A 21219-nucleotide genomic window follows, 5' to 3' on the forward strand; every position below is an offset into this window, starting at 1 on the left:
GAAGTGGGTTAAACTTTCAGCTAGATCAATTGCTGTAATTTGATGTGGTCTGTGGGAAATGTCTATGAAAAAAATTGCGATTGTTAGTCGAAAAGGGGGCGTCGGCAAATCTACATTAACGATGAATTTGGCTGTGGTGGCTGGGCCATCAACGATTATTGATACCGACCCCCAGGCGAGTTGTGCCGATTGGGGTGATCGCCGCGCCGATGATCCGCCGTTAGTCCACACCGTCCCCGCAGGTCGCGTCCAAGTTTCCCTCAAGCGTTGTCAGACCGATTGGCTGTTTGTTGATACCCAACCCAGTGCCGAAGCGAGTTTGATTGAAATTGCCCAAATTGCCGATCTCTGTGTGGTGGTGTTACGACCTGGCCAACTCGAACTCGATGCTCTAGGAGCGACCCTCGCGGCAATCCGGGCGGCCCAAGCCCAAGCGGTTTTTTGCATTAACCAAGCCCATCCCCAGGCCAATTTGACGGAATTAATCGAAGGGCTCGCCGTCTACTACCCTGTCGGGCCATTGATTCGCAGTCGTGCCGATTTTCCTGCTTCTGTTGCCGAGGGGCGTGCTGTTACAGAATGGAACCCAGACGGCAAAGCAGCGACAGAAATTAAAAATTATTGGTTGTGGCTCCAGGAGTACCTAAACTAATGGCCCGTAAAAAAGCGACCCTGAATCTTGATCGACTCAACCAACGGGCGACGGCAGAATTCACCGCCGAAAAAGCCTATGAAAATGAAGTTAACCAAAATCTAAAGCTCCTGTTGTTTGAGGATATTTTGGATCGTCCGGGGGGAGATGCCCGTCCCCTCAATGATAAACACGTCCAAGAATTGGTCGATTCGATCCTGGTGCTGGGTCTGATTACTCCTTTGACGGTGGATCGCCATGGCCATTTGCTAGCTGGGGGACATCGTCGGGAGGCCCTTTATCAAATTAAACTAGCCCACCCCGATCAATATGCGAGTTTATTTCCCGAAGGAATTCCGGTGCGGGTGGTGGATATTGACGCGGCGGCAGATGCTGTGGATGCCCTGCAAATTGAAATTGAAGAAAATACCCAACGGAAAAATTTTACGGTGACAGAAATTCGGGAGGCGGCAAAAAAGCTAGAAACTGCTGGTTATAAACGCTTACGGGGCCGACCCAAGACGGGAGAAAAATCCTTGAAACGGGAACTGGCTAAGGTTTTTCGGCTTTCTGAGGATCGGATTCAGCGCATTTTAAATGATTCTGCCCCAAAAGGTAGGCGTACACCTACCTTTTCGCCGGAGTCGGCGATCGCCACCGTCGAGAAATGGTCAAAACAACTGGCAGACAGTGAGGATCCAACCCTGGGGCCAGTCCAAGGGCAATTAAAAAAACTCCTCGGAGAACTGCGCAAACTACCACCGTCGAATTCTTAAGGGAAGAGGGGTAGAGTAGTCTGGAAGTGTCCAAACTAAACCAATCTACTCACCCCATGTCTAGTCTAGAAGAACTTTTCTGTAATGTGGATGACTTCTGTCAAATCTTTGAGCCTCTCTGGCATCAAGAGTTAATTCAAGGCGGTACAGTGACTCGACTTCGCTCCCGTCGTTTATGCCTCAGCGAAATTCTGACAATCTTGATCTCCTTTCATCGCGAATCCTACCGTAATTTCAAACATTTCTACGAAAAGTATGTTTGTCAACATTGGCGAGAAGCCTTTCCACACCTCGTCAGCTATCAGCGTTTTATCGAGTGGATACCTTCGACGATTGTGCCTTTATGTGTGTATTTAAAGCATTGTTTCGGGAGCTGCACAGGTATCAGTTTCATTGATGCGACAAGCCTAAAAGTCTGTCACAGTAGGCGTATTCACAGTCACAAGGTCTTTGATGGTCTTGTGGCTCTCGGCAAAACTTCCGTGGGTTGGTTCTATGGTTTTAAGCTTCATTTAGTGGTCAATGAACTGGGAGAGTTGCTCAATGTTCAAATCACCGCAGGTAATGTAGATGACAGAAAACCCGTAGAGGAGTTAGTGCAGCAATTATTTGGCAAAGTCTTTGCAGACAGAGGCTACGTTTCTCAACCGTTAACGGAGAAGTTACGGGAAACCTATGGGATTGAGTTTTTTGCGAAGCCAAAACGCAACATGAAGAACAGATTAATGCGTTTGACAGATAAATTATTATCGAGAAAGCGCTTCATTATTGAGACAGTGATTGACCAGTTAAAGAATATTTCACAAATTGAGCATTCCCGCCATCGTAGTCCGGTGAATTGCTTTGTGAATATACTTTGTGGCTTAATCGCCTACTGCCATCAGCCGAAAAAGCCCTCGCTACAGTTAGACTGGGCATTACAGCCTTCGGCTTAACCCGAACTCACGTTAAAAAAGGTATGTTTCTAAAAGGTAGGTGCGCACCTACCTTTTTTTTTAACTTTCCGAAGACCCAATGGAATTAACCCAAGACATGGAGTAAAAAGCGCGATGTATCATCAACCGTCGGAAATTTGTTTTCGTTTGCCCCAATGGTTGCAGGCATACAGCAGCCAATATCAACCGACCCCAGGCGATCGCCAAAAAATGCGCTTTGTGGTGGGTGCCGCCCGGGAAAATATTATTCAAAAAACAGGCGGGCCTTTCGGGGCCGGGATTTTTAACATCGAAACCGGGGAACTGATCGCCCTAGGGGTGAACCTCGTGACTAGCGAAAATTTATCATTGCTCCACGCGGAGATGGTGGCAATGGCGATCGCCCAACGCAAATTTAACCAATACAATCTCAGCACTGCAAATTTGCCTGCCCTGGAGTTGGTTACCAGTACCGAACCCTGTGCGATGTGTCTGGGGGGAATCCATTGGTCAGGTTTAAAGCGCGTAGTCAGCGGAGCTAGGGGTGCTGATGCGGAGGCCATTGGTTTTGACGAAGGGCCAAAACCCCCAAATTGGCAAACGGCCCTTGAACAGCGCGGCATCGTCGTGAAAACAGAAGTGGAGCTGGCTTTTGCCCAGGGGGTCTTGCAGTTTTATCAAGGGCAACAGGGGCCAATTTATAATGCCTAGGCCAGGGTATGAAACGGAAAATTTGCCCGAACTTGCCAATGGCGGCCATTGTGTTGCAGCAAACTTAAACCCCCAGCGGTAAAACAATGGTTTAGAGAACGCTCCCGAAAAAAGGCCCAGGCCCGGTCAAAATTAGTACGGCTTAAATCTTTAAAAGCGATGGTCACATGGGGACAAAAAGGGCGATCGCCGTAACGTTGATCCTGAATGTTTAATTGTGTCCCAAAGGCCGTTTTTAATTGGGATTGGCAGTCTTGGAGTGGGGGAGTCAGTTGGACATCAATGTAAACCACGCGCGGTGCAAAACAGTTAAAACCCGTCAACTGTACCGGGAAACTAATTTGGCTCTGGGCAAAGGTTTGGAGAACGTTTTCGAGGTGATCAATGTCTTCGACTGGAAATTTAAAGGGCGGTTGCAGGGTGACGTGGGGCGGCGAATTGAGCGCCTTTTTAGTTTGGAATCGCTCAACACAATAATGTTGCCAACCAGAGGCGATCGCCCCTAGGTCGGGCGGTAACAACAACGCGACGAAAAATAACGATTGGGCCATAGAGATAAATTTAAAAAGACGATCAAGCCTGTTGAAAGACTTCGTAAGGCAAAGTTTTTGACCAGTCCCAGAGCAATTTATAACAGTAGCGCCGATTGGGAGAATTGGGGTTTACTGTCTGATAAATGTGTTTCACCTGGGGCAAAATGAGGGGTAATTGTTCCGTCTCAATTAATTGACCGAGGGTGTCAACGGTCAACTTGAGGGTACTTTTTCGGTGGGCCTGACGAAGGGCTATGAGTAGATTGGGAATAATCTCCGGGTGGTCAGGCAGATAACCACTGAGACGGGCAACTAGCCTTGTGCGCTGATCAAGGTTGGTTTCTAGGCTTAATTTTTTTAAGAGACTTTGGCTGGCCAGGGACTGCTCACGGGACGATTTAGGCTGGAGCGATCTCTCCGAAATCCGCTTTGCGGTGCGCCGTCGAGTGGGCAGAGTTTGACTAACAGTATCTGTTTGCACGAAAGGATGATCCGGACAAATTTCCCGGAGGGTGGCGATCGCCTGGGGAGACGTTGCCGCAAGCTCTAACAAAGTGGCGATCGCCTGGGGGTGATGGGGCTGGAGTTTACCGAGACGCAGGGCGGCTTTACGGCGGATAGTTGCTTTTTGATCCGCTGCCAGCAGGCGGGTAAGACTGGCAATGACTAGGGCATTATCGGGAACGATGGCCCCTAAACTACGGCAGAGATTAAGTTGAAAATTCGGATCTGCGGTTTCCGTCAGCAGATCTTCGAGGTTGGCGATCGCCGTGGGATTGCCGAAATCATGGTTTTTGCCGAGGCTATGGGCTGCTAACCAACGGTCAAAGGCAGCGGGATGGGTCGCTAAAAATTGTTCGAGGGTAGTCACCACCTGCTGGCGATCGCTTCTGGAGAGCGCAATGCCTGCCTCTTCAACTAGGGGCGATGGTAACTTGGGTTGTCTCTGGGCGGTGACAAAGCGCCATTGCACCAGTTGATCGATCACTGCTTGCCCTTGGGAAAATTCCGGAAACTCGGCTAAAGCTTTGCCAACAAAACAGGTGGCGCGTACTTCGTAGAAACCACCACAATGGTCTTGCCAGTGTAAAAGCGCTTGCAGAAAATTTTCTTTTTCGCCTGCGGCAATCTCTTCGCGTCCCAGCCACAGCAAAATCGTTTCCTGCCAACCCAACGAAAATATCGGATATTCGCCGCCTTCGTCAATAAAAATCTCCCAGTGGGCGATCGCCGTTCCCGCAAAGTATTCTTGAAACGTTAAATGATGGAAAGCGTAGACATTTTCCCCCGTTGTTGCAGAGCGACTGACCCGCTTTAACCACCCCAATTGGAGCGCGAGGGTAAAAAAATCAGGATCAACGGCATCGAAAAACGGTTGAATTTCAGCCTGACGAAACCGAGCTTTTGCGGGATTTTTTTGCAGCACCTTGAGAGCGCACTGCCCTAAAATCTGATTGAGTTGCTGGCGTTGGGCTTGGGTCGTGGGAAAAGTATCCTGTTTCCAGTCATAGAAAGCCTCCACAAACTGGCGATACAAAATGGCTTTTGTCCCCGGTAATTTGCCTTGGGTGAGCTGCCAGGTGCGACACAGTAAGGTCAAATACAGCGGCTGGCGCGCAACCCCACGAATGCGACTGTGGATACTGCGGTTTAGTTCACCATAGAGGCGATCGCCGAGTTGAGGTTGTCCTTGAAACCATTTTTGGATAAAGCATTGCACTTGTTTGCGCTGGGCATCATCACTAAAGCCTTGGCAACGGTGGATCACAAAATCAGTGAGGGCATTTTTCCCTGTGTCCCACATCGCACTGCGACAACTCAAAACGACTGAAGCATTGCCTAACCAGCCCTGGAGTTCCCGGTCGAGTTTGAATGACGCTTGGCTGAGATTGTCTCCCATTTCATCAAGGGCATCTAAAAATAACCAGACCCGTTTGTTTTGAATCAGTTCAGCAAATTCAGTCTGGATTTTTGGCGCGATGGTAAATTGCTTAAAAAGCTGCTTTAGCCAAACGTCCAACAAATAATTCTCTAGCGATCGCCCCCCCACATCGGCCAGGGGGATCCAAACAGGTAGATCTTTGGTTGCCGACAAAGCCAGGGCCAACTGTTGCAAAAAAGTCGTTTTTCCAGCCCCTGGCTCCCCAATAATCGCCAGTCGATTATGGGAGAGATGGTGATATTGCGCCAAAAAATCCTGGGGATCATCGCTTAGAGAATCTTCCTCTGCATGGGTGGCAGTTACTCCCAAGGGCACGTACAAATCCGCCAACTCAAAGGCCATGCCATCCCCCGCCGTTAGGGGATTACTGGTTAAGTGGGTATCCAGCGCTTGCCGACACAGGCTTTGCCAGTCCGGGTGAGTTGCGCCGTGATTTGTTTGGGAATTCTCCTGAAAATTATTTTGCTTCTTCTCGGATATCCCCAAGCGACGCGCGGCCCAAGTTTGATTAAACTGCTGTATATTTTCTGCCCGTGCCCAGCGATCGCCCCAGAAATTTAAGGAAAAATGCCAAGTATCAGACCCCCGGATCGTCGTGCGATGATCCTCTAAAATCCCCAAAAAACTTTCTAAATCCTTGAGGGCCGTTTTCAATTGGGGTACGGTTAAAGGCGTAGTAGTGAGTGCCGTTAAAGTTTGCAAATAGCGCAATTTTGTCTGCACCACCAGTCGTCTGGGCGATTGCCAATGGACTTTTATCGTCGCCCGTAGTCGGTCTAGTTGGCGTTCATCTGCATCGAGGGCATCATTCGCGAAATCAAGCAAGCCAAACAGTAGCGTTTGCGATCGCCCCTGGGGAATTTTTCCGTAACTTTGCTTTGGCATACCCTCTAGTGTCCCATAAGGATCACCAACCAAAACAACCACAACCCATTGGCGATCGCCTTAACCCTTCAAATCCTAAGACTCGACTTTGACGCCGCGCCAAAACGCCACGTAGCCTTTAATATTCGCCGCTTTCTCCTTGGGTTCTGGGTAATACCAAGCCGCATCCTTATTTTCTTCTCCGGCTACGGACAAGGTGTAATAGCTAGCCTGACCCTTCCAAGAACAAGTGGTGTGGGTGTTACTCGGCTTAAAATACTCTGTTTTAATGGCATCGGGGGGAAAATAATAGTTGCCTTCTACCACCTCACAGCGATCGCTTTCTGCCACCACTGCACCATTCCAAATTGCCTGGGCCATCGATATAATCTCCTAATTTTTGCCGTAAAATTATTACGTTTAGAGTTTAACGCACCTGCCTACCTGCTGTGGCGAAAACTAAGTCAACTTAGTCTTACAAGCTGCTTTGAATTGTGGGCCTGATCGCCAAGCTTTGATCAGAATTAATTCTGTCAGAAATTATTCTAGGGATAGTCAGCTTAGTGACGAATTCAAAAAATTAAATGAACAGTCACAATATTATTGGAATTTATAAAATCAAACACTATATTTTAGGTTGGTACAGTGCAAAGAATCCACGTAATAAAATAGATGAACTGCTATTATTTGCCTCCGGATTCTGCCTTAAGCGCAAAAAAAATTCGCCCCAATTGCCTAGATCGGGACGAATATAGCTTGATGGAGGAAACTTGTAAAAAACTATGGACGACACCCGGTTGTCATGGGTCAGGTAACTGTGGCGAGAATCGGGGGCGTAGTCGGGCATTCAGTTAAGGGTCGCAATAACCAAAAAATCAGAATGCTTGTATTGGTACATAGTTTCTTTTTGTAATGCTGTAATTGACTGAGACGTTAGAGGACAAGGGAATTTTGAGGGAAAAGGCAAAACCCCATAGAACTTTGCCTTTAGGGTTGGTGATATAAGTTTGAAAATAGTATTTAAACTATGGACTTGAAATTTAGTATAGCTATTATTCAATGAAATGTAAACAGGTTCAGCCTTAGTATTCCGAGGAAAAATATAAGCAAAACTTATGATAGTGCTGTTTTTTAGGGTGGCGATCACCTTCAAAGTAGCGACAGTGATGCTGAAATGCCCCAAGCTACCGGAGATTGAGGGGAGTTTTGGTTTAAATTTCTAGAAAAAATTTTTTAATGTTTGGAATGAAGAGGTCTTTTTAGATCAAAGAAAAGAGTCAATTATTCAAGAGTTGTATGGATAAGAGAAAAACTTCTACACGTAAAACCCTCCCCAGGAATAGCCTCAATGGACAAACGGCGAGAATCAACTGAATAAAGCATCGTCGGGTTTTGCAATTCAGCGAGAATTCCATCCATTGCACTGGGAGATTGCGCTTCAACAATTGCCCTTTCTCCTGCATTTAAAAACGCAATGGTTTCTGATGTTTCATTTATACTTTCTGAACAACGCAGCAGAACTGCCTCAGCGGGAATTTCTATGGCATCTAAGATTCGATTATAAGCTCTACCATCATCAAAATTAGAGATTGAATCAAAGAATAAAAAATATTGCTGCTCAAATTGAAAAATATTGACACCCAAGGAACTAGGCGCGAACACGTCATTACTCGGAATATCCAACAACCACCCCCCTTGATTGCTCCCTTGCTGGGGCAGACCGATGAAAATACCAGGGCGATTAATGGGCATTCCCCTCGTATTTGGGTTTTGGTAATAAACCAAACCCTGGAAATCTTCGGCTTGTAATAAGGGAGTAGCACTAATTTGGGAACTTGCCCCAGGAATAACGGCTATAGAACCTAAAAGTACAAACGCGATCGCCGCACTATTTTTAATTAAAGTTTTGAACATGGGCCATAGAAGTAAATATTAAGGTGACAGACCTAGACTAAATTGTGAGTCTAATCTTTCTATTAGTCGCTCTCTCTGGATTTAGTTAAGATATCCTGTGAGATATTGCTTTAATTCTAGCTAATTTTTTCCATTAAATTTCCCTAAAGAGCCGACATCAATGCAGTGGTGTAAATAAGTCATGCAAGCAAATAATGATGTAAAGAATCGTTGACGCTTATCAGAAGAGATGTTTGTCTTAGCATGGGTTGTGACAGCATCAAATTAATTGTTTGTCCTGGTGGATCGCTGTGATGGAACCAAGTCATATTTGGACATTTGCTCCGGAAGATGTTTATGCTGTTTTGGAATCCCGGCCTGGTGGTTTATCGGCCCAAGTAGCGCAGCGACGTTTAGAAAAATTTGGGCCAAATGCGCTACCGGAACCGCCCCAACGGCCCCTATGGTTGCGTTTTTTAGATCAAGTCACTCACTTTATGGCCTTGTTACTCTGGGTGGCGGGAATTTTGGCGTTTGTATCGGGGACGCCGGAACTGGGTTGGGCGATTTGGGCCGTGATCTGGGTGAATGGCATTTTTAGCTTTTGGCAAGAATTCCAGGCAGAAAAATCCCTAGCAGCTTTGAAAAAGGTGTTGCCCGCACAGGTGAAGGTGTACCGAGATGGTGCGCTCCAATCGATTCCGGCGGTGGAACTGGTACCGGGAGATGTGATGCAACTGGAAGAAGGCGATCGCCTTTCTGCGGATGCACGGTTGGTCGCTTCGGAAAGTTTATATCTTGATCTTTCGGTGATGACGGGGGAATCATTGCCTGTGGCGCGGAATGCCTATCCGGTACGGGTGCGAGAAACGGCGTCCGTGCGTGATGGCCAGCCCCTCCGCCGGGGAGAACAACCCACCCGAGAAAAAACAAATCCTGCAGAAATTGCCAATTTACTCTTGGCGGGGGCGACAGTTTCGTCGGGGCGGGGGGTGGCGGTGGTTTATGGCACCGGTGCCCAAACAGAATTTGGTCATGTGGCCCATCTAACAACCAATGTGAAACGGGAACCCAGTAGCCTCGAAATTCAGGTGGGTAAGATTGTCCGCGTTATTACGGCGATCGCCTTGACGATGGGCGTGATTGTTTTTCTGTTGACGGAATTTTTAGTGGGGATGGAACTGCGGGAAAGTTTCGTCTTTGCCATTGGCATTATCGTTGCCCTCGTGCCAGAAGGATTGCTGCCGACTGTTACCCTCGCCCTTGCCATGGGTGTCCGGCGGATGGTGCGCAAAAATGCCCTGGTGCGCCGTCTTTCTGCGGTGGAAACCCTCAGCGCCACTACGGTGATCTGCACGGATAAAACGGGCACCCTCACGAAAAATGAAATGACCGTTCATTACCTCTGGTTGCCCTGGTTAACCGAAGCAGAATTGCCTGTTCAACCGCCTTTACAAACCCCTAATCACGGCCAACCCGGAGAAATTCAACCCTTTTTAATTGAAGTCACTGGTGCCGGTTATGACCCTGGATCGGGCAGCGTGAATTTAGCCGCAGACTTCACCGCCCGCTGGAAAATTGACCTGTTATTGACGGGGGCTGCCCTTTGTTCTAATGCCCAGCTCATCCACCTCGACACACCGAGCCGCTGGCAGGAAATAGGCGATCCCACCGAAGCTGCTTTGATCGTCGTTGCGGTTAAGGCCGGCTTAAATATTGAACACTTACAACAACAATATCCCCGGTTACGGGAGATTCCCTTTGATTCTCGCCGGCGACTGATGACTGTGGTCTTAGATTGGCAGGAGTCAGATATTTGGCAGAGCGAACTGCCCTGTATGGCCTTTACAAAAGGGGCACCGCTAGAGGTGTTGCGCCATTGTCAGGCGGTGTTGCGCAATGGGGCGATCCAAACTTTGGGCCATGAACAGTGGGAAGAAGTGGTACAAGCCAATGATCGCCTTGCAGCCCAGGGGTTTCGGGTGTTGGGGGTGGCGGCGCGACGGGGACAACGGGATTTGGTTAATCTGCGCGCCCAGGATCTTGAGCGGGATTTAATTTTTATTGGTTTGATTGCGATGTTTGATCCGCCCCGGCCGGAGGTGAAACAGGCGATCGCCCAATGTCATACCGCTGGCATTAAGGTGACGATGGTGACGGGGGACTATGGCCTCACAGCCCAGGCGATCGCCCAACAAATTGGCATTGTCAATCAGCAAGTCCGGGTCGTCACCGGAGAAGGCATGGGTCATCTGTCTGATGCTCAACTGCGGCAAATCCTGAAATATCGTTCGGGCCTCGTGTTTGCGCGGATGTCTCCCGAACAAAAATTACGTCTCGTGCAAGCCTATAAAGATATTGGGGAAGTGGTTGCTGTGACAGGGGATGGGGTGAATGATGCTCCGGCTTTACGGGCGGCCCACATTGGCATTGCCATGGGGTTAAATGGTACCGATGTCGCCAGGGAAGCGGCGGATATCGTCCTTACCGATGACAACTTTGCGACGATCATTAGCGCTGTAGAACAGGGCCGCGCCGTTTACCAAAATATCCGCAAATTTATCACCTATATCTTGGCTTCTAATGTCGCGGAGGTGGTGCCTTTTCTGTTGATGGTGGCCCTCAAAATTCCCCCAGCTTTGGTCATTATGCAAATTTTAGCGGTGGATTTGGGCACGGATATGATCCCGGCTTTGGCATTGGGCACCGAAGCAGCAGAAGTGGGCATTATGACCCAACCCCCCCGTAAGAAATCCCAAAATCTCCTGGGGCGATCGCTCCTTGTGCGCGCCTACTGTTTTTTGGGTCTCATTGAAGCGGCTTTAGGTATGGTGGGCTTTTTTATTGTCTGGTGGGGCCATGGCTATAGTCTGGCGGAGCTCCAGGCCATTACCCCTAACCTTTTGCAGCACAGCGCTGATGCGGCTACCACTGCCATCTATGCCCAGGCTACTACCATGACCCTTGCCGTGATTGTCGCTTGCCAAGATGGAAATGTGTTTGCCTGTCGTTCTGAAAACATCTCGATTTTTCGCCTGGGATTTTTTTCCAATCCATTAATTTGGGTAGGTATTGCTACTGAGTGGATGTTGGTGATTATGATTACCAAAAGTGCGTTTTTTCAGAATATTTTCCAGACCGCCCCCCTCGATCCGTGGCAATGGCTTTTGTTAATTATTTGCCCGCCGCTAATCTTGGGCATCGATGAGCTACGCAAAGTATTTTTTACCCCGCGTTGACCCTGATGCCGGGTGCAATTTTATCGAAAAATGACTTGAAAAATATTACTCCCCGTCCACATTAGGCCAATGATGACCCCCATAAAAATTAAGGCGATCGCCATACCGAGCAAGCTTAAAACCCCATCATCTTCCTGGAGGCCGAGGGCCGCAAAAAAAATGGCGATCGCCGGCACCGTATTCGCCCCCGGAATCGGTAAAACCACCAATAGGGCCATGGCCGACAAAATAATTCCCAAAATAATTCGTCCCGGTAGACTGTGACAAATGGGCGTCAGACGGGGTTTTGTGATTTTCTCGACCCTTTTTAACCAGGGAATCAGATAACCCATAAACCGCTGAATTTGCGGTAGGGAAAAGGACGTTTGGAGAACTTTGCGGGGCACCCAAGGTTTAGACTGCCCCAGACATAGTTGCAGGGTGATCGACAGCATCGCCATGCCAAAAATAAAGGAAGTGCCAGGAATTGCAAAAATACTCAAAAAAGCAATGAGCGCCAGGGGAAAACCAAATAATCTTTCCTCGGTGAGGGCAAAAACATTGGCCAGGCTCACCTTCTCCGGACGTTCCTCCTCAAAAAAATAGTGGTGTAGTTTTTCAGAAAGTTTTTTCATACTGACTGGGCGAGCCAAAAAACGGCTTGTTTACTGATAGCGTTCGAGAAAATCCAGGGCTTCATTGCGCAGATCATAGTATTTTTGAGTTTCCCGCAGTTCGTGGATATGTCGGGGTCGAGGGAGATCCACCGTTAAAACTTGCCCAATTGTAGCCTGGGGGCCATTGGTCAGCATCACGATTTTGTCAGACATAAACAGGGCTTCATCAACGTCATGGGTAATCATCATCACGGCCTGGCGGTGGTTTTCCCAAATGTCGAGGACTTGGGTTTGCAGTTTCGGTCGGGTCAGGGCATCGAGGGCACCAAAGGGTTCATCGAGGAGGAGCATTTTTGGTCGGGTCGCTAAAGCCCTAGCCACTCCTACCCGTTGTTTCATCCCGCCAGAAAGTTCGTGGGGATATTTGTCGGCGGCGGCAGTGAGATTGACCATGTGGATATGTTCGTTAACAAGGTGGCGGCGATCGCCTTTAGAAAGATGCTTGTGAACTTCATCCACAGCTAGGCGGATATTGTCCCGGACCGTTAACCAGGGTAAGAGTGCGTAGCCTTGGAAAACCATCATCCGGTCAGCACCAGGGCGGCGAATCAGTTTCCCCTCTAAGGTGACATGGCCGGCGCTGGGTTTTTCTAAACCCGCAACGATCCGCAGCAGGGTCGATTTACCGCAACCAGAATGGCCAATCACAGAAACATATTCCTGGGCGCCAATGGTGAGGTTGATATCTTCGAGGACAACAAACTGGCTCCCATCGGCCTTGGGATATTGTTTGTGAATATGCTCAATGGCTAGAAAAGTATCGTTGGGAGATTCCATGGCGGCAGGGGAGGGGAAAGATTGGGGTCTAGTCATAGATTTGGGATGCTAATTTTGTAATGGGGTTTAGCTGACGGGATAGATTTGGGGACGGTTGGCCCGCAGTTCAAAACTATTGAGGTAACCGACTGGATCGCTTGGATCAAAGGCTTTTTGGTCGATAAAGGCAGTGGCTGGTTCTACCTTGTAATCTTCGCTGGGACTGGTAATCCCCATTTCGGCGGCAATGTCCCGGTAAAGATCGGTGCGCCAGGCTCGCTTGGCGATCGCCTCTAGATCGGTTGGCAATGTTTCAATTTGGCCCCAGCGGGCTGCTTGGGTCATTAACCAAATCCCCTGGGACTGCCAGAGAAACGTGGAATGATCATGGGGAATTGTCGAAGTTTCGGGGTGCAGCTCAAAAAAGGTCGTCGTATCTAAACTGCTCTCTAGCCGTTGCTGGGCATCAAAACCGCCGTAGTCGTAATCCCCGACGATGGCCGGGCGAGTATAGTTCACGTTGGCCCCTGTAAAGGCCCGTTCAGCAATAATGCTTGCCACTTCTTGCCGATGACTGGGGTCGCCACAATACTGACAGGCTTCGATTAAGGCTTTGACGAGGGAGCGGTAGGTTTTGGGGTATTGTTCAATGAAAGATTCTGCCACTGCCAGCACCCGATCCGGATGGCCCCGCCACACATCTCGCCCTTGAATGAACGTAAACCCAATGCCTTCATTTTTGGCGATCGCCCTAGTATTCCAAGGTTCTGCCACCATGTAGGCTTGCATCGCCCCAATCCGCATATTGCTTACCATCTGGGGTGGCGGCGTAATCACTAACCGTAATTCCCGCATCGGATCAAGGCCAATGGCGGCGACTAAATAACGGGCAAAATATTCATAAATTGAAGAACTTAAGGGAATCCCCCAAGCGCGGTCATCAAGGGGAGATTTTTGCCAAAAACTGCGAAGATCTCGGCCAAATTTAGCCAAATCACCTTGGTAATCTGGCCATGGTCTCATCCCAGCCTCCCAAAGCTGTCGGTTCATGGTCAAGGCATTGCCATGGCGGTGGAGGGTCATCGCTGCCACCAACGGAAAAGCCCTAGCTCCTTCGGCACCAATTCGCGCATTGGTCACAGCCCCAGAAACCACCGGCGACGCATCTAACCGACCGAAGATCAACCCATCACGGGCATTGGCCCAACTGGCTTCGCGACTGAGTTGGACATTCAAACCGTATTTCTGGAAAAAACCTTTTCTGTAGGCGATCGCCAGGGGCGCACAATCATTCACCGGCACGAAGCCCACCGTTAAATTCGGTTTTTCCAAACTTTCTGGCCGTACCAAGGGCTCAACCGCTAAAGCATGGGGCAAACGACCCTGAATCTTTTTACCCGTTGGGGCAGTACAAGCACCATAAACTAATGCCGAAGCCGTTGCCCCCATCCCAAACACAAAGGAGCGTCTACTTATTTTATTCATTGCAGTGATGCTCCTAATGCTGGGCCGGACGATGGGTAATCGCCGTTTGCAGATAAGCGAGGGCCGAATCTAGGATCAAGCCTGTGATGCCGATGACAAAGACCGCCAAAAATACCGAACTCACATTGAGGCGGTTCCATTCGTCCCACACAAAAAAACCAATGCCAATGCCCCCGGTAAGCATTTCCACCGCGACAATGACGAGCCAAGCGACTCCCATGCTGATCCGCAGACCTGTGAAAATGTAGGGTAAACTCGCTGGCAAAATAACCCGCCATAGTTGTTTCCAGCGGGGCATTTCTAACATTCGCGCCACTTCGAGATAATCCCTCGGTACCTGGGCCACACCTTCTGCGGTGTTGATAATCGTTGACCAGAGTGAGGTGATAAAAATGACAAAAATCGCCGAGGGTTCTGCCCCATTAAAAATAGACAAGGCGATCGGTAGCCAAACTAAGGGCGATACAGGTTTGAGAATTTGAATGATCGGGTTAATCGCGAGCCAGGCATTACGGGAGAGGCCAATCCAGATTCCCACTGGGATCGCCACCAAAGCCCCCAAAATAAAACCAATAATTACCCGGCGCAAACTGGCCAGAAGCAACCAACCTAAACCCAAATCTCCAGGGCCGCGCCGATAAAAGGGATGCAGAATAAAATCCAGGTTATTGACCAATGCTTCTAGGGGCGTCGGCATCATTTCGCCCCGCACTAAGGCGATCGCCCACCAGAGCAGTAACAATCCCCCAAAACCATAGAGGGGTAGCCAAACTTCTTTCCGGAGACTTCCTTGCCAAAAAGGTGGTACCAAAAACTTTCTGACCCCACGGGCCAAACTTGATAATAAAACCATGCAAAATTACCTACCCTTTCACAATAAATAGAGGGAAGTGATTGGTAACTGACAGTCGTTGTGTGGGAATTCTGATTTACGGTGCGATCGCCGTGCTTCAGTCTTCTTCCGATGCTGACGAGGTTAGCTGACGGGCTAGGACTGGAAGATGTCCCTTTTCTATGTATCCCAGAAAATAAGCCCCGGTGTCTTCCCGGTTGGGTTGACGGGTGGTTCCCCCGCTTCAAGGCTTCGTAACCTTGAACTAAGCTGACTTACTCAGTTGGCCTATAAGCTAGCATTTCTCCAAGGACTTTGTAAATTACCGTAGGGATCAAAAAATCAAAAATCCAATCAAGCCCAGGGGACTGAACTCCCTTTGCCTCTGCCAGGAGATATCCCATTGGGGGGCGATCGCTGGGAGATTTTCGGCCCAGCGCTTCAGATCCAACGCCCATGCAATTCCATCGAGCACGGGCTTCCCTGTGGCCAGACCCCACCGGGCGTTTCCTGGGCTTGCTTCAAAATTCCCAAAATCCTGACTTCCACTCGTGAGTTGACCCTATTGCCGCAACAGTCACCACAAGATTTATCTTTGAGATTTCCTTAAAATTAGCGACTCTTTTTGGCACTTTTAATTTTCAACAATCCTCAGCATAAATTTATGATTTGTCTGAAGAATATTCGCCTTTAGCACTAAGAATATGAATTCAATGATATTATAGAATCTACTTTCGGTTCTAGTGGGGATCAGCCACTAGAGGAAACGGGGAAAGAGCAGTGAAAATCTGCCGCTGTCCCGCAGCTGTAAGCCAGTTTTAGCGCTGTAATTTTAGGGGTCATTGTCATGGTCAATCTAAAATTAAGCCCTAAAAATTGTGTAAGTCAGAATGCCCGCCGATCGCCAACCACCTTCTAAAACATCTGCGAGGTACGGATGATCACTGTTTTAGTCTTGGCACGTTCTTGAACGTGCCGCCATAGAAGCGTTTCGAACAAGCTTCTCCCCCAAGTCTTCAAAACCACTCAGGCATCACTGTCAAAATATTCCTAACGATTTTGTCGATTAAGTTGTGGTCATTGGCGCTGTTTCGATTCAGGGCCTGGGCGTTTTTTGCTGCCTCAATTTAATGGGCGATCGCCTTTTTCTTTTTAGTTTGTTTAATCCCTAAATGGGGTAATTTTTTGCTGCATTCATAGCGTTAGTTTTCCCAGGTTAGTGGTCAAGCTTCCTAACAATTTGCCGTTCAATTTTTTAGCATCAAATTCATTCAGGACAATACATAATGACGACATTTCAAACAATGACTCTCGGCTATGCTCGCATGGGTAAACGCCGGGAACTCAAGAAAGCATTAGAAACTTTTTGGGGCGGAACTTCTAGCGCGGATGAGTTATTGGCCCTACGGCAGGATCTTGAGGTCAAAACCTGGCAAGCACAGTTAACGGCGGGCATTGATCGCATTGCCGTAGGGGATCAAACCCTCTACGACCATGTCCTAGACTGGACGGTGCGTTTGGGGCTGATTCCCCGGCGGTTCCAGGGTTTGAGCGGGCTTGATCGCTACTTTGCCATGGCTCGGGGCCGGGATGCTTTACCCGCGCTGGAAATGACCAAGTGGTTCGACACAAACTACCACTACCTGGTGCCTGAGATCGAAGACAAGATGCAACCCCTGGGGAACTTTGGGGAATTTTTGGCGATGGTGCAGCGATCGCAAGCCGTTTTGGGCGATCGCGCCGTACCCGTAGTCCTCAGTCCGGTGACCCTCTTGGCCCTGAGCCGCCACAACGGGGATTTGATGGCTTGGTTGGATCAGTTACTGCCGCTATATGTCGATCTCCTAGGCCAGCTCAAAGCCCTGGGGGTAAAGGAAGTCCAACTGCATGAGCCAATTTTGGTCACAAGCCAAGCCACCGATCTCAAGGCAGCGGTGCAGAAGACTTACCACCAACTAGCCGGAGTCGGCTTGCCCATACAGCTAATCACCTACTTTGATGACCTGGGGGTGAACTATGGCTGGGTGACGCAGCTACCTATGGCAGGGATCAGCTTAGATTTTACCCGGGGTCACAACTTAGATCTGCTGATATCCCAAGGATTCCCCACCGACAAAATTCTGGGGGCGGGGGTCGTCGATGGACGTAATATCTGGCAAATTCATCCCGATGTCACCTTGGCATTGTTGAAAAAATTACAGGCGATCGCCCCCAACTTACGGGTACAGCCATCCGCCTCACTGCAGTTTGTCCCCCACGATGCCACCTCAGAAACCCAGTTGCCTGAACCCTTACGCCAGGTTTTAAGCTTTGCGGAACAAAAGTTAGCGGAGGTGACCTTTCTCGCTCGCACGTTAGCTGGTGATGAGACGACGACCCAACAAAGGGCCATTGAGCAGCAGTGGCAAACCTTTAAGCAGTTCAATCCGCCAAATGTCGCAGTGCAGAGTGCAATCCAGAAATTGACTGCAACAGATTTTCAGCGATCGCTCCCCTATGACCTCCGTTTAGCCAAACAGATCCAATTGCCTCCCTTGCCCACCACAACCATCGGCTCCTTCCCCCAAACGAAGGCTGTACGTCAGTTGCGAGTGAAATACAAAAAAGGGGAGATTTCCCAAACAGACTACCAAGCAGCGATTGATGGGCACATTGTCGATTGCATCAAGCTCCAGGAAGACATCGGCTTGGATGTGCTGGTGCACGGGGAATTTGAGCGCACCGATATGGTGGAATATTTCGGCCAACAACTGCAAGGGTTTGCCTTTACAGTCCACGGTTGGGTACAGAGCTATGGCAGCCGTTGCGTGCGGCCACCGATTATCTATGGTGATGTTTCATGGCTCCAGCCGATGACGGTGCGAGAGTTTCAGGTCGCCCAATCCCTAACGAACAAACCAGTGAAGGGTATGCTCACTGGGCCAGTGACGATGATCAATTGGTCGTTTACCCGCACTGATATTCCCCGCCGTGACCAGGCAATGCAAATCGCCCTCGCCCTACGGAAGGAAGTAGCGAGCCTAGAAGCGGCTGGAGCGACCCTTATTCAAGTGGATGAACCAGCCCTACGGGAAGGGTTACCCCTAAAAATCAAACGTTGGCAAGCATACCTAGATTGGGCAGTCGATGCTTTCCGGTTGGCCACCAGTGCTGTTCAACCAAAGACCCAGGTTCATACCCATATGTGTTACTCCGAATTTGGCGACATCATTGAACATATTGAACGCCTAGATGCGGATGTGCTCTCTATTGAAAACAGTCGCAGTAATAATGAAACCCTGTTTGAAATTACTAATGCTGGCTATCGCTACCAAGTAGGAAATGGGGTTTACGACGTCCATAGTCCAGCTGTTCCGAGCGTTGAACAGATGGTGCAGCAGCTCCGCACGGGCATTGACCACCTGGCGATTGCTCAAACTTGGATCAACCCAGACTGTGGCCTCAAAACTCGCCGTTGGGAAGAGGTCATACCGGCCCTCAAAAATATGGTGGTTGCGACTCAAAAATTACGGGAGGAAATTCAAAATGCTGTTCAGTGATCTTTGGCAGTGCCGCGACACGACTTGGCAAGCTGCTTTTATTCGGGAAAACCTATTGTCCTTAGGTCATGGAGCCTGGCAAGGATATTTGACCCAAGGGCGCGGCCTGGTTGTTTGTGAGGTGGGCGCGACAGATCTGACTCGCTTGAATTGGCGTCAAGCAGTGGTGCCCTATCATCTCCAATACCGGCCAGCCGCGACCGTTTATCCATACCTAAAGTCCCGTGGTCTACCGAGCGACGTGCTGGATCATCTCTTAAAGGTGTTACAAACCTATACCCCTGAGCGGGAGATGCTCCTCGTTCTCAACCATGGTGCCGCCATTGAGGTGGATTGGTTCCAGAACTTGGCGATCGCCCCTCCCGACTGTTACCAACAAGTTTGCGATCGCTGGGAAGAATTCAATCTGACCCCTGAATCTACCAGGAAGTATCGAAGTGGCGAACCATGAAAAATTAACACTATCGCCAAATCGGAGTACAGACTCAGCCTCAGCGATCAAAAGTCGCCAGCTCCAGCAGTATCTCCACTACCCTGGGCGCATTCCTGCCACTGTCCATCCCTTTGTCAAAATGGCCCAGGGTCAATCGAATTTGCCCCAATCAGGGCCCCAGCGCCACAATCTGATCAAGGTAAGGCGATCGCCCTTGGCAGCGCTGTCATCCTTGGGGGTCTTGCTCTTGGTCAAATTTCCCAAAGCCATCCTGATCAAATTGCCAGGACGATCAAAGCACAACTGCAAAGATTCACCTTTCGCTTTTGATTCTGGCCAGGCCGAGGAACGTTAGACAGCCTCAAGCAGTAGTACGGTTTGCCTCGATATGGACTTCGAAAATCATCAAGTAATATCATGATCAAAAAGTCAGATTTTGTTTTAGCGCCCTACATGCAGCGCAGCGATCGCCACGCCACCAATCAAATGCTCAATACGGTACTGCCCTATGTTGGGCTATGGATTTTAACGATTAAAGCCGCATCGATTTCCCTTTGGCTGTTACCGCCCATTGTTGGCTTAATGGTGCTATTTTTGTTGCGCTGCTTTTCGTTGATGCATGACTGCGGTCATTACTCTCTGTTTCGGACAAGACAGATGAATCGAGGGGCTGGTTTTTTGCTGGGAATTATTAACGCCATCCCCCCCTATGCCTGGTCACGGGATCATGCCTACCACCATAAAACCAACGGCGATTGGCAACGGTATCGAGGCATTGCCGATTTTTTGTCCACAGAGGAGTTTGCCCAACTCAGTGCCCCTAAGCAAAAGCTTTATGCTTTCCTAAGGCAGCCAATTATGGCCCTGCCCGGTGGCTTTTTTTACCTCGTCATTCAGCCCAGACTAACTTTAGGATTGGGCTTTTGGGAATTTTTTCGCCACAGCTTAGCCCACCTTAATCAACAGGGTTTAAGTAATTTTGGGGCGATCGCCACCACCTATCGATCTCAATACTGGCAGACCTGGGAAGAATTTTGGGACGTGCTATTAAACAATATTTTTGTGGTGGGTAGCTGGATTATATTGAGCGATCTCATTGGGCCAGGGCTATTTTGGAGCCTCTATGCCTCCGTGATGACCTTTGCTGGAGCCATTTTTATCTGCATCTTCTTTGTCCAGCACAATTTTGAAGGGGCCTATGCCCACAGCACCGCAGATTGGGATTATCTACGTGGCGCTATTGAAGGCAGCAGCTACCTCGATCTGCCCCCTTGGCTACGGTGGTTTACCGCTGATATTAGCTACCACAGCATCCATCATCTCTCCGAAAAAATCCCCAATTACCATCTAGCCGCTTGTCATCAGGTCAATCGTCATCTGCTCTCCCAGGTGAAGACTCTCCGCCTGGGCGACCTACACCACTGTGCCAAATTTATTCTCTGGGATGCGGCAACCCATCAATTAGTCCCCATACCAACCCAGTCAGCCGTAGCGCCCAAAAATAGCGCGATGATTCCCACGACAGTATCGAAGCTACGCCCCAAAGGAAAGGGTTAATTATCTAAAAATTCTTTAAATGACTGTTTTAGTTCAATAAAAAGCCAAAATTGAGTGAATATAATGTCTATTCTTGCATTTTTTGTTGTTTTTTGCCTACTTTTACTGTTGGGCAGCCTAATGGTTTATCTGTTGACTGCCCATAAATACCAGTCTTCTGCATCCGTTGCCCAGTCCTATGATGCCTGGACCCAGGACGGCATTCTGGAATTTTATTGGGGAGAACATATTCACCTCGGCCACTATGGATCTCCCCCCTATCGGAAAGATTTTCTGCAATCTAAACATGACTTTGTCCATGAAATGGTGCGTTGGGGTGGCCTCGATGGACCAGGTGGCAACTGCTTCCTAGATTACTTGCCACTATGAAACATAGGTACAGACAGTGACCTATGGTGAGACAGCCGCAACGGTGACGGTAGAGACAAAGCAAGGAAAACAGAACCTTAATGCTACTT

Annotated in this window: 17 protein-coding genes, 1 pseudogene and 2 riboswitches; of the genes and pseudogenes, 10 read left to right on the forward strand and 8 right to left on the reverse strand. The window is 49.1% G+C overall.

All coding sequences use genetic code 11. The annotated features are described in order from the left end of the window. Positions 1 to 64 precede the first annotated feature (64 nt). From FEK30_RS16085 to FEK30_RS16100, 4 genes are all read left to right on the forward strand, one after another. A complete protein-coding gene (locus tag FEK30_RS16085; RefSeq protein ID WP_012305478.1) occupies positions 65 to 652 on the forward strand; it encodes a nucleotide-binding protein in 588 nt (195 codons plus the stop codon). Continuing rightward, positions 652 to 1407, forward strand: a complete 756-nt coding sequence (locus tag FEK30_RS16090) for a ParB/RepB/Spo0J family partition protein (RefSeq protein WP_065717499.1) — start codon at positions 652 to 654, stop codon at positions 1405 to 1407. Before FEK30_RS16085 ends, FEK30_RS16090 begins: the two co-directional genes overlap by 1 nt. Before the next feature lie 56 nt (positions 1408 to 1463). Next, positions 1464 to 2342 (forward strand): IS982 family transposase, encoded by an 879-nt coding sequence (locus FEK30_RS16095; protein WP_138071026.1) that lies wholly within the window; start codon positions 1464 to 1466, stop codon positions 2340 to 2342. A 114-nt stretch (positions 2343 to 2456) separates the two neighbouring features. Then, positions 2457 to 3032, forward strand: a complete 576-nt coding sequence (locus FEK30_RS16100; protein ID WP_138073866.1) for a nucleoside deaminase — start codon at positions 2457 to 2459, stop codon at positions 3030 to 3032. Here the strand turns inward: FEK30_RS16100 and FEK30_RS16105 are convergent. The 4 genes from FEK30_RS16105 to FEK30_RS16120 all read right to left on the reverse strand — a co-directional run bounded on the left by FEK30_RS16105 (position 3029) and on the right by FEK30_RS16120 (position 8285). Beyond that, positions 3029 to 3583 carry a 2'-5' RNA ligase family protein gene (locus FEK30_RS16105; protein WP_255448046.1) on the reverse strand — a complete coding sequence of 185 codons (555 nt, stop codon included), beginning with the start codon at positions 3581 to 3583 and terminating at the stop codon, positions 3029 to 3031. The genes FEK30_RS16100 and FEK30_RS16105 overlap by 4 nt on opposite strands. A gap of 22 nt (positions 3584 to 3605) precedes the next feature. After that, positions 3606 to 6392 carry an NACHT domain-containing protein gene (locus FEK30_RS16110; protein WP_138073867.1) on the reverse strand — a complete coding sequence of 929 codons (2787 nt, stop codon included), beginning with the start codon at positions 6390 to 6392 and terminating at the stop codon, positions 3606 to 3608. A gap of 75 nt (positions 6393 to 6467) precedes the next feature. After that, positions 6468 to 6752 carry a DUF427 domain-containing protein gene (locus FEK30_RS16115; RefSeq protein WP_062437105.1) on the reverse strand — a complete coding sequence of 95 codons (285 nt, stop codon included), beginning with the start codon at positions 6750 to 6752 and terminating at the stop codon, positions 6468 to 6470. Positions 6753 to 7652: 900 nt separating this feature from the next. Next, positions 7653 to 8285: a hypothetical protein gene (locus tag FEK30_RS16120; RefSeq protein ID WP_138073868.1), complete on the reverse strand. Its 633-nt coding sequence runs from the start codon at positions 8283 to 8285 to the stop codon at positions 7653 to 7655. A gap of 293 nt (positions 8286 to 8578) precedes the next feature. Here FEK30_RS16120 and FEK30_RS16125 point away from each other — a divergent pair, with 293 nt between their 5' ends. Next, positions 8579 to 11503: a cation-translocating P-type ATPase gene (locus FEK30_RS16125; protein WP_138073869.1), complete on the forward strand. Its 2925-nt coding sequence runs from the start codon at positions 8579 to 8581 to the stop codon at positions 11501 to 11503. A 20-nt stretch (positions 11504 to 11523) separates the two neighbouring features. Here FEK30_RS16125 and FEK30_RS16130 read toward each other — a convergent pair whose 3' ends face one another. The 4 genes from FEK30_RS16130 to ntrB are packed head-to-tail and all read right to left on the reverse strand — an operon-like array spanning position 11524 to position 15253. Further along, on the reverse strand, positions 11524 to 12117 hold the full coding sequence (locus tag FEK30_RS16130) for an exopolysaccharide biosynthesis protein (protein WP_138073870.1): 594 nt from the start codon (positions 12115 to 12117) through the stop codon (positions 11524 to 11526). Between the two features lie 30 nt (positions 12118 to 12147). After that, positions 12148 to 12972, reverse strand: a complete 825-nt coding sequence (locus tag FEK30_RS16135; RefSeq protein WP_012305491.1) for an ABC transporter ATP-binding protein — start codon at positions 12970 to 12972, stop codon at positions 12148 to 12150. 30 nt (positions 12973 to 13002) lie between these two features. Beyond that, positions 13003 to 14400 (reverse strand): CmpA/NrtA family ABC transporter substrate-binding protein, encoded by a 1398-nt coding sequence (locus tag FEK30_RS16140; protein WP_065711912.1) that lies wholly within the window; start codon positions 14398 to 14400, stop codon positions 13003 to 13005. Positions 14401 to 14413: 13 nt separating this feature from the next. Next, complete coding sequence (gene ntrB, locus FEK30_RS16145) at positions 14414 to 15253, reverse strand: nitrate ABC transporter permease (RefSeq protein ID WP_138073871.1); 840 nt, start codon at positions 15251 to 15253, stop codon at positions 14414 to 14416. A gap of 97 nt (positions 15254 to 15350) precedes the next feature. Next, positions 15351 to 15514, reverse strand: a riboswitch (cyclic di-AMP (ydaO/yuaA leader). 436 nt (positions 15515 to 15950) lie between these two features. Beyond that, positions 15951 to 16148, forward strand: a riboswitch (cobalamin riboswitch). A gap of 370 nt (positions 16149 to 16518) precedes the next feature. Here ntrB and metE point away from each other — a divergent pair. From metE to FEK30_RS16170, 5 genes and pseudogenes are all read left to right on the forward strand, one after another. Continuing rightward, entirely contained in the window at positions 16519 to 18771 is a 2253-nt protein-coding gene (metE, locus tag FEK30_RS16150; RefSeq protein ID WP_138073872.1) for a 5-methyltetrahydropteroyltriglutamate--homocysteine S-methyltransferase, read from the forward strand. Next, entirely contained in the window at positions 18758 to 19222 is a 465-nt protein-coding gene (locus FEK30_RS16155) for a hypothetical protein (RefSeq protein WP_065711915.1), read from the forward strand. Before metE ends, FEK30_RS16155 begins: the two co-directional genes overlap by 14 nt. Then, the gene (locus tag FEK30_RS16160) at positions 19209 to 19559 is read left to right on the forward strand and encodes a hypothetical protein (protein WP_138073873.1); all 351 of its coding nucleotides are present in this window, start codon (positions 19209 to 19211) and stop codon (positions 19557 to 19559) included. Before FEK30_RS16155 ends, FEK30_RS16160 begins: the two co-directional genes overlap by 14 nt. A gap of 62 nt (positions 19560 to 19621) precedes the next feature. Further along, positions 19622 to 20761 (forward strand): fatty acid desaturase, encoded by a 1140-nt coding sequence (locus FEK30_RS16165; RefSeq protein ID WP_099238341.1) that lies wholly within the window; start codon positions 19622 to 19624, stop codon positions 20759 to 20761. 63 nt (positions 20762 to 20824) lie between these two features. Further along, positions 20825 to 21115, forward strand: a pseudogene (locus FEK30_RS16170) (SAM-dependent methyltransferase); the annotation flags it as partial. Positions 21116 to 21219: the final 104 nt, after the last annotated feature.

It is taken from the genome of Picosynechococcus sp. PCC 11901 (assembly GCF_005577135.1).
Classification (GTDB): Bacteria; Cyanobacteriota; Cyanobacteriia; order Cyanobacteriales; family MRBY01; genus MRBY01.

Coding starts and splice junctions, on each gene's coding strand:
- FEK30_RS16085 (WP_012305478.1), top strand. CDS start 65: ATGAAAAAAATTGCGATTGTTAGTCGAAAAGGGGGCGTCGGCAAATCT.
- FEK30_RS16090 (WP_065717499.1), top strand. CDS start 652: ATGGCCCGTAAAAAAGCGACCCTGAATCTTGATCGACTCAACCAACGG.
- FEK30_RS16095 (WP_138071026.1), top strand. CDS start 1,464: ATGTCTAGTCTAGAAGAACTTTTCTGTAATGTGGATGACTTCTGTCAA.
- FEK30_RS16100 (WP_138073866.1), top strand. CDS start 2,457: ATGTATCATCAACCGTCGGAAATTTGTTTTCGTTTGCCCCAATGGTTG.
- FEK30_RS16105 (WP_255448046.1), bottom strand. CDS start 3,583: ATGGCCCAATCGTTATTTTTCGTCGCGTTGTTGTTACCGCCCGACCTA.
- FEK30_RS16110 (WP_138073867.1), bottom strand. CDS start 6,392: ATGCCAAAGCAAAGTTACGGAAAAATTCCCCAGGGGCGATCGCAAACG.
- FEK30_RS16115 (WP_062437105.1), bottom strand. CDS start 6,752: ATGGCCCAGGCAATTTGGAATGGTGCAGTGGTGGCAGAAAGCGATCGC.
- FEK30_RS16120 (WP_138073868.1), bottom strand. CDS start 8,285: ATGTTCAAAACTTTAATTAAAAATAGTGCGGCGATCGCGTTTGTACTT.
- FEK30_RS16125 (WP_138073869.1), top strand. CDS start 8,579: ATGGAACCAAGTCATATTTGGACATTTGCTCCGGAAGATGTTTATGCT.
- FEK30_RS16130 (WP_138073870.1), bottom strand. CDS start 12,117: ATGAAAAAACTTTCTGAAAAACTACACCACTATTTTTTTGAGGAGGAA.
- FEK30_RS16135 (WP_012305491.1), bottom strand. CDS start 12,972: ATGACTAGACCCCAATCTTTCCCCTCCCCTGCCGCCATGGAATCTCCC.
- FEK30_RS16140 (WP_065711912.1), bottom strand. CDS start 14,400: ATGAATAAAATAAGTAGACGCTCCTTTGTGTTTGGGATGGGGGCAACG.
- ntrB (WP_138073871.1), bottom strand. CDS start 15,253: ATGGTTTTATTATCAAGTTTGGCCCGTGGGGTCAGAAAGTTTTTGGTA.
- metE (WP_138073872.1), top strand. CDS start 16,519: ATGACGACATTTCAAACAATGACTCTCGGCTATGCTCGCATGGGTAAA.
- FEK30_RS16155 (WP_065711915.1), top strand. CDS start 18,758: ATGCTGTTCAGTGATCTTTGGCAGTGCCGCGACACGACTTGGCAAGCT.
- FEK30_RS16165 (WP_099238341.1), top strand. CDS start 19,622: ATGATCAAAAAGTCAGATTTTGTTTTAGCGCCCTACATGCAGCGCAGC.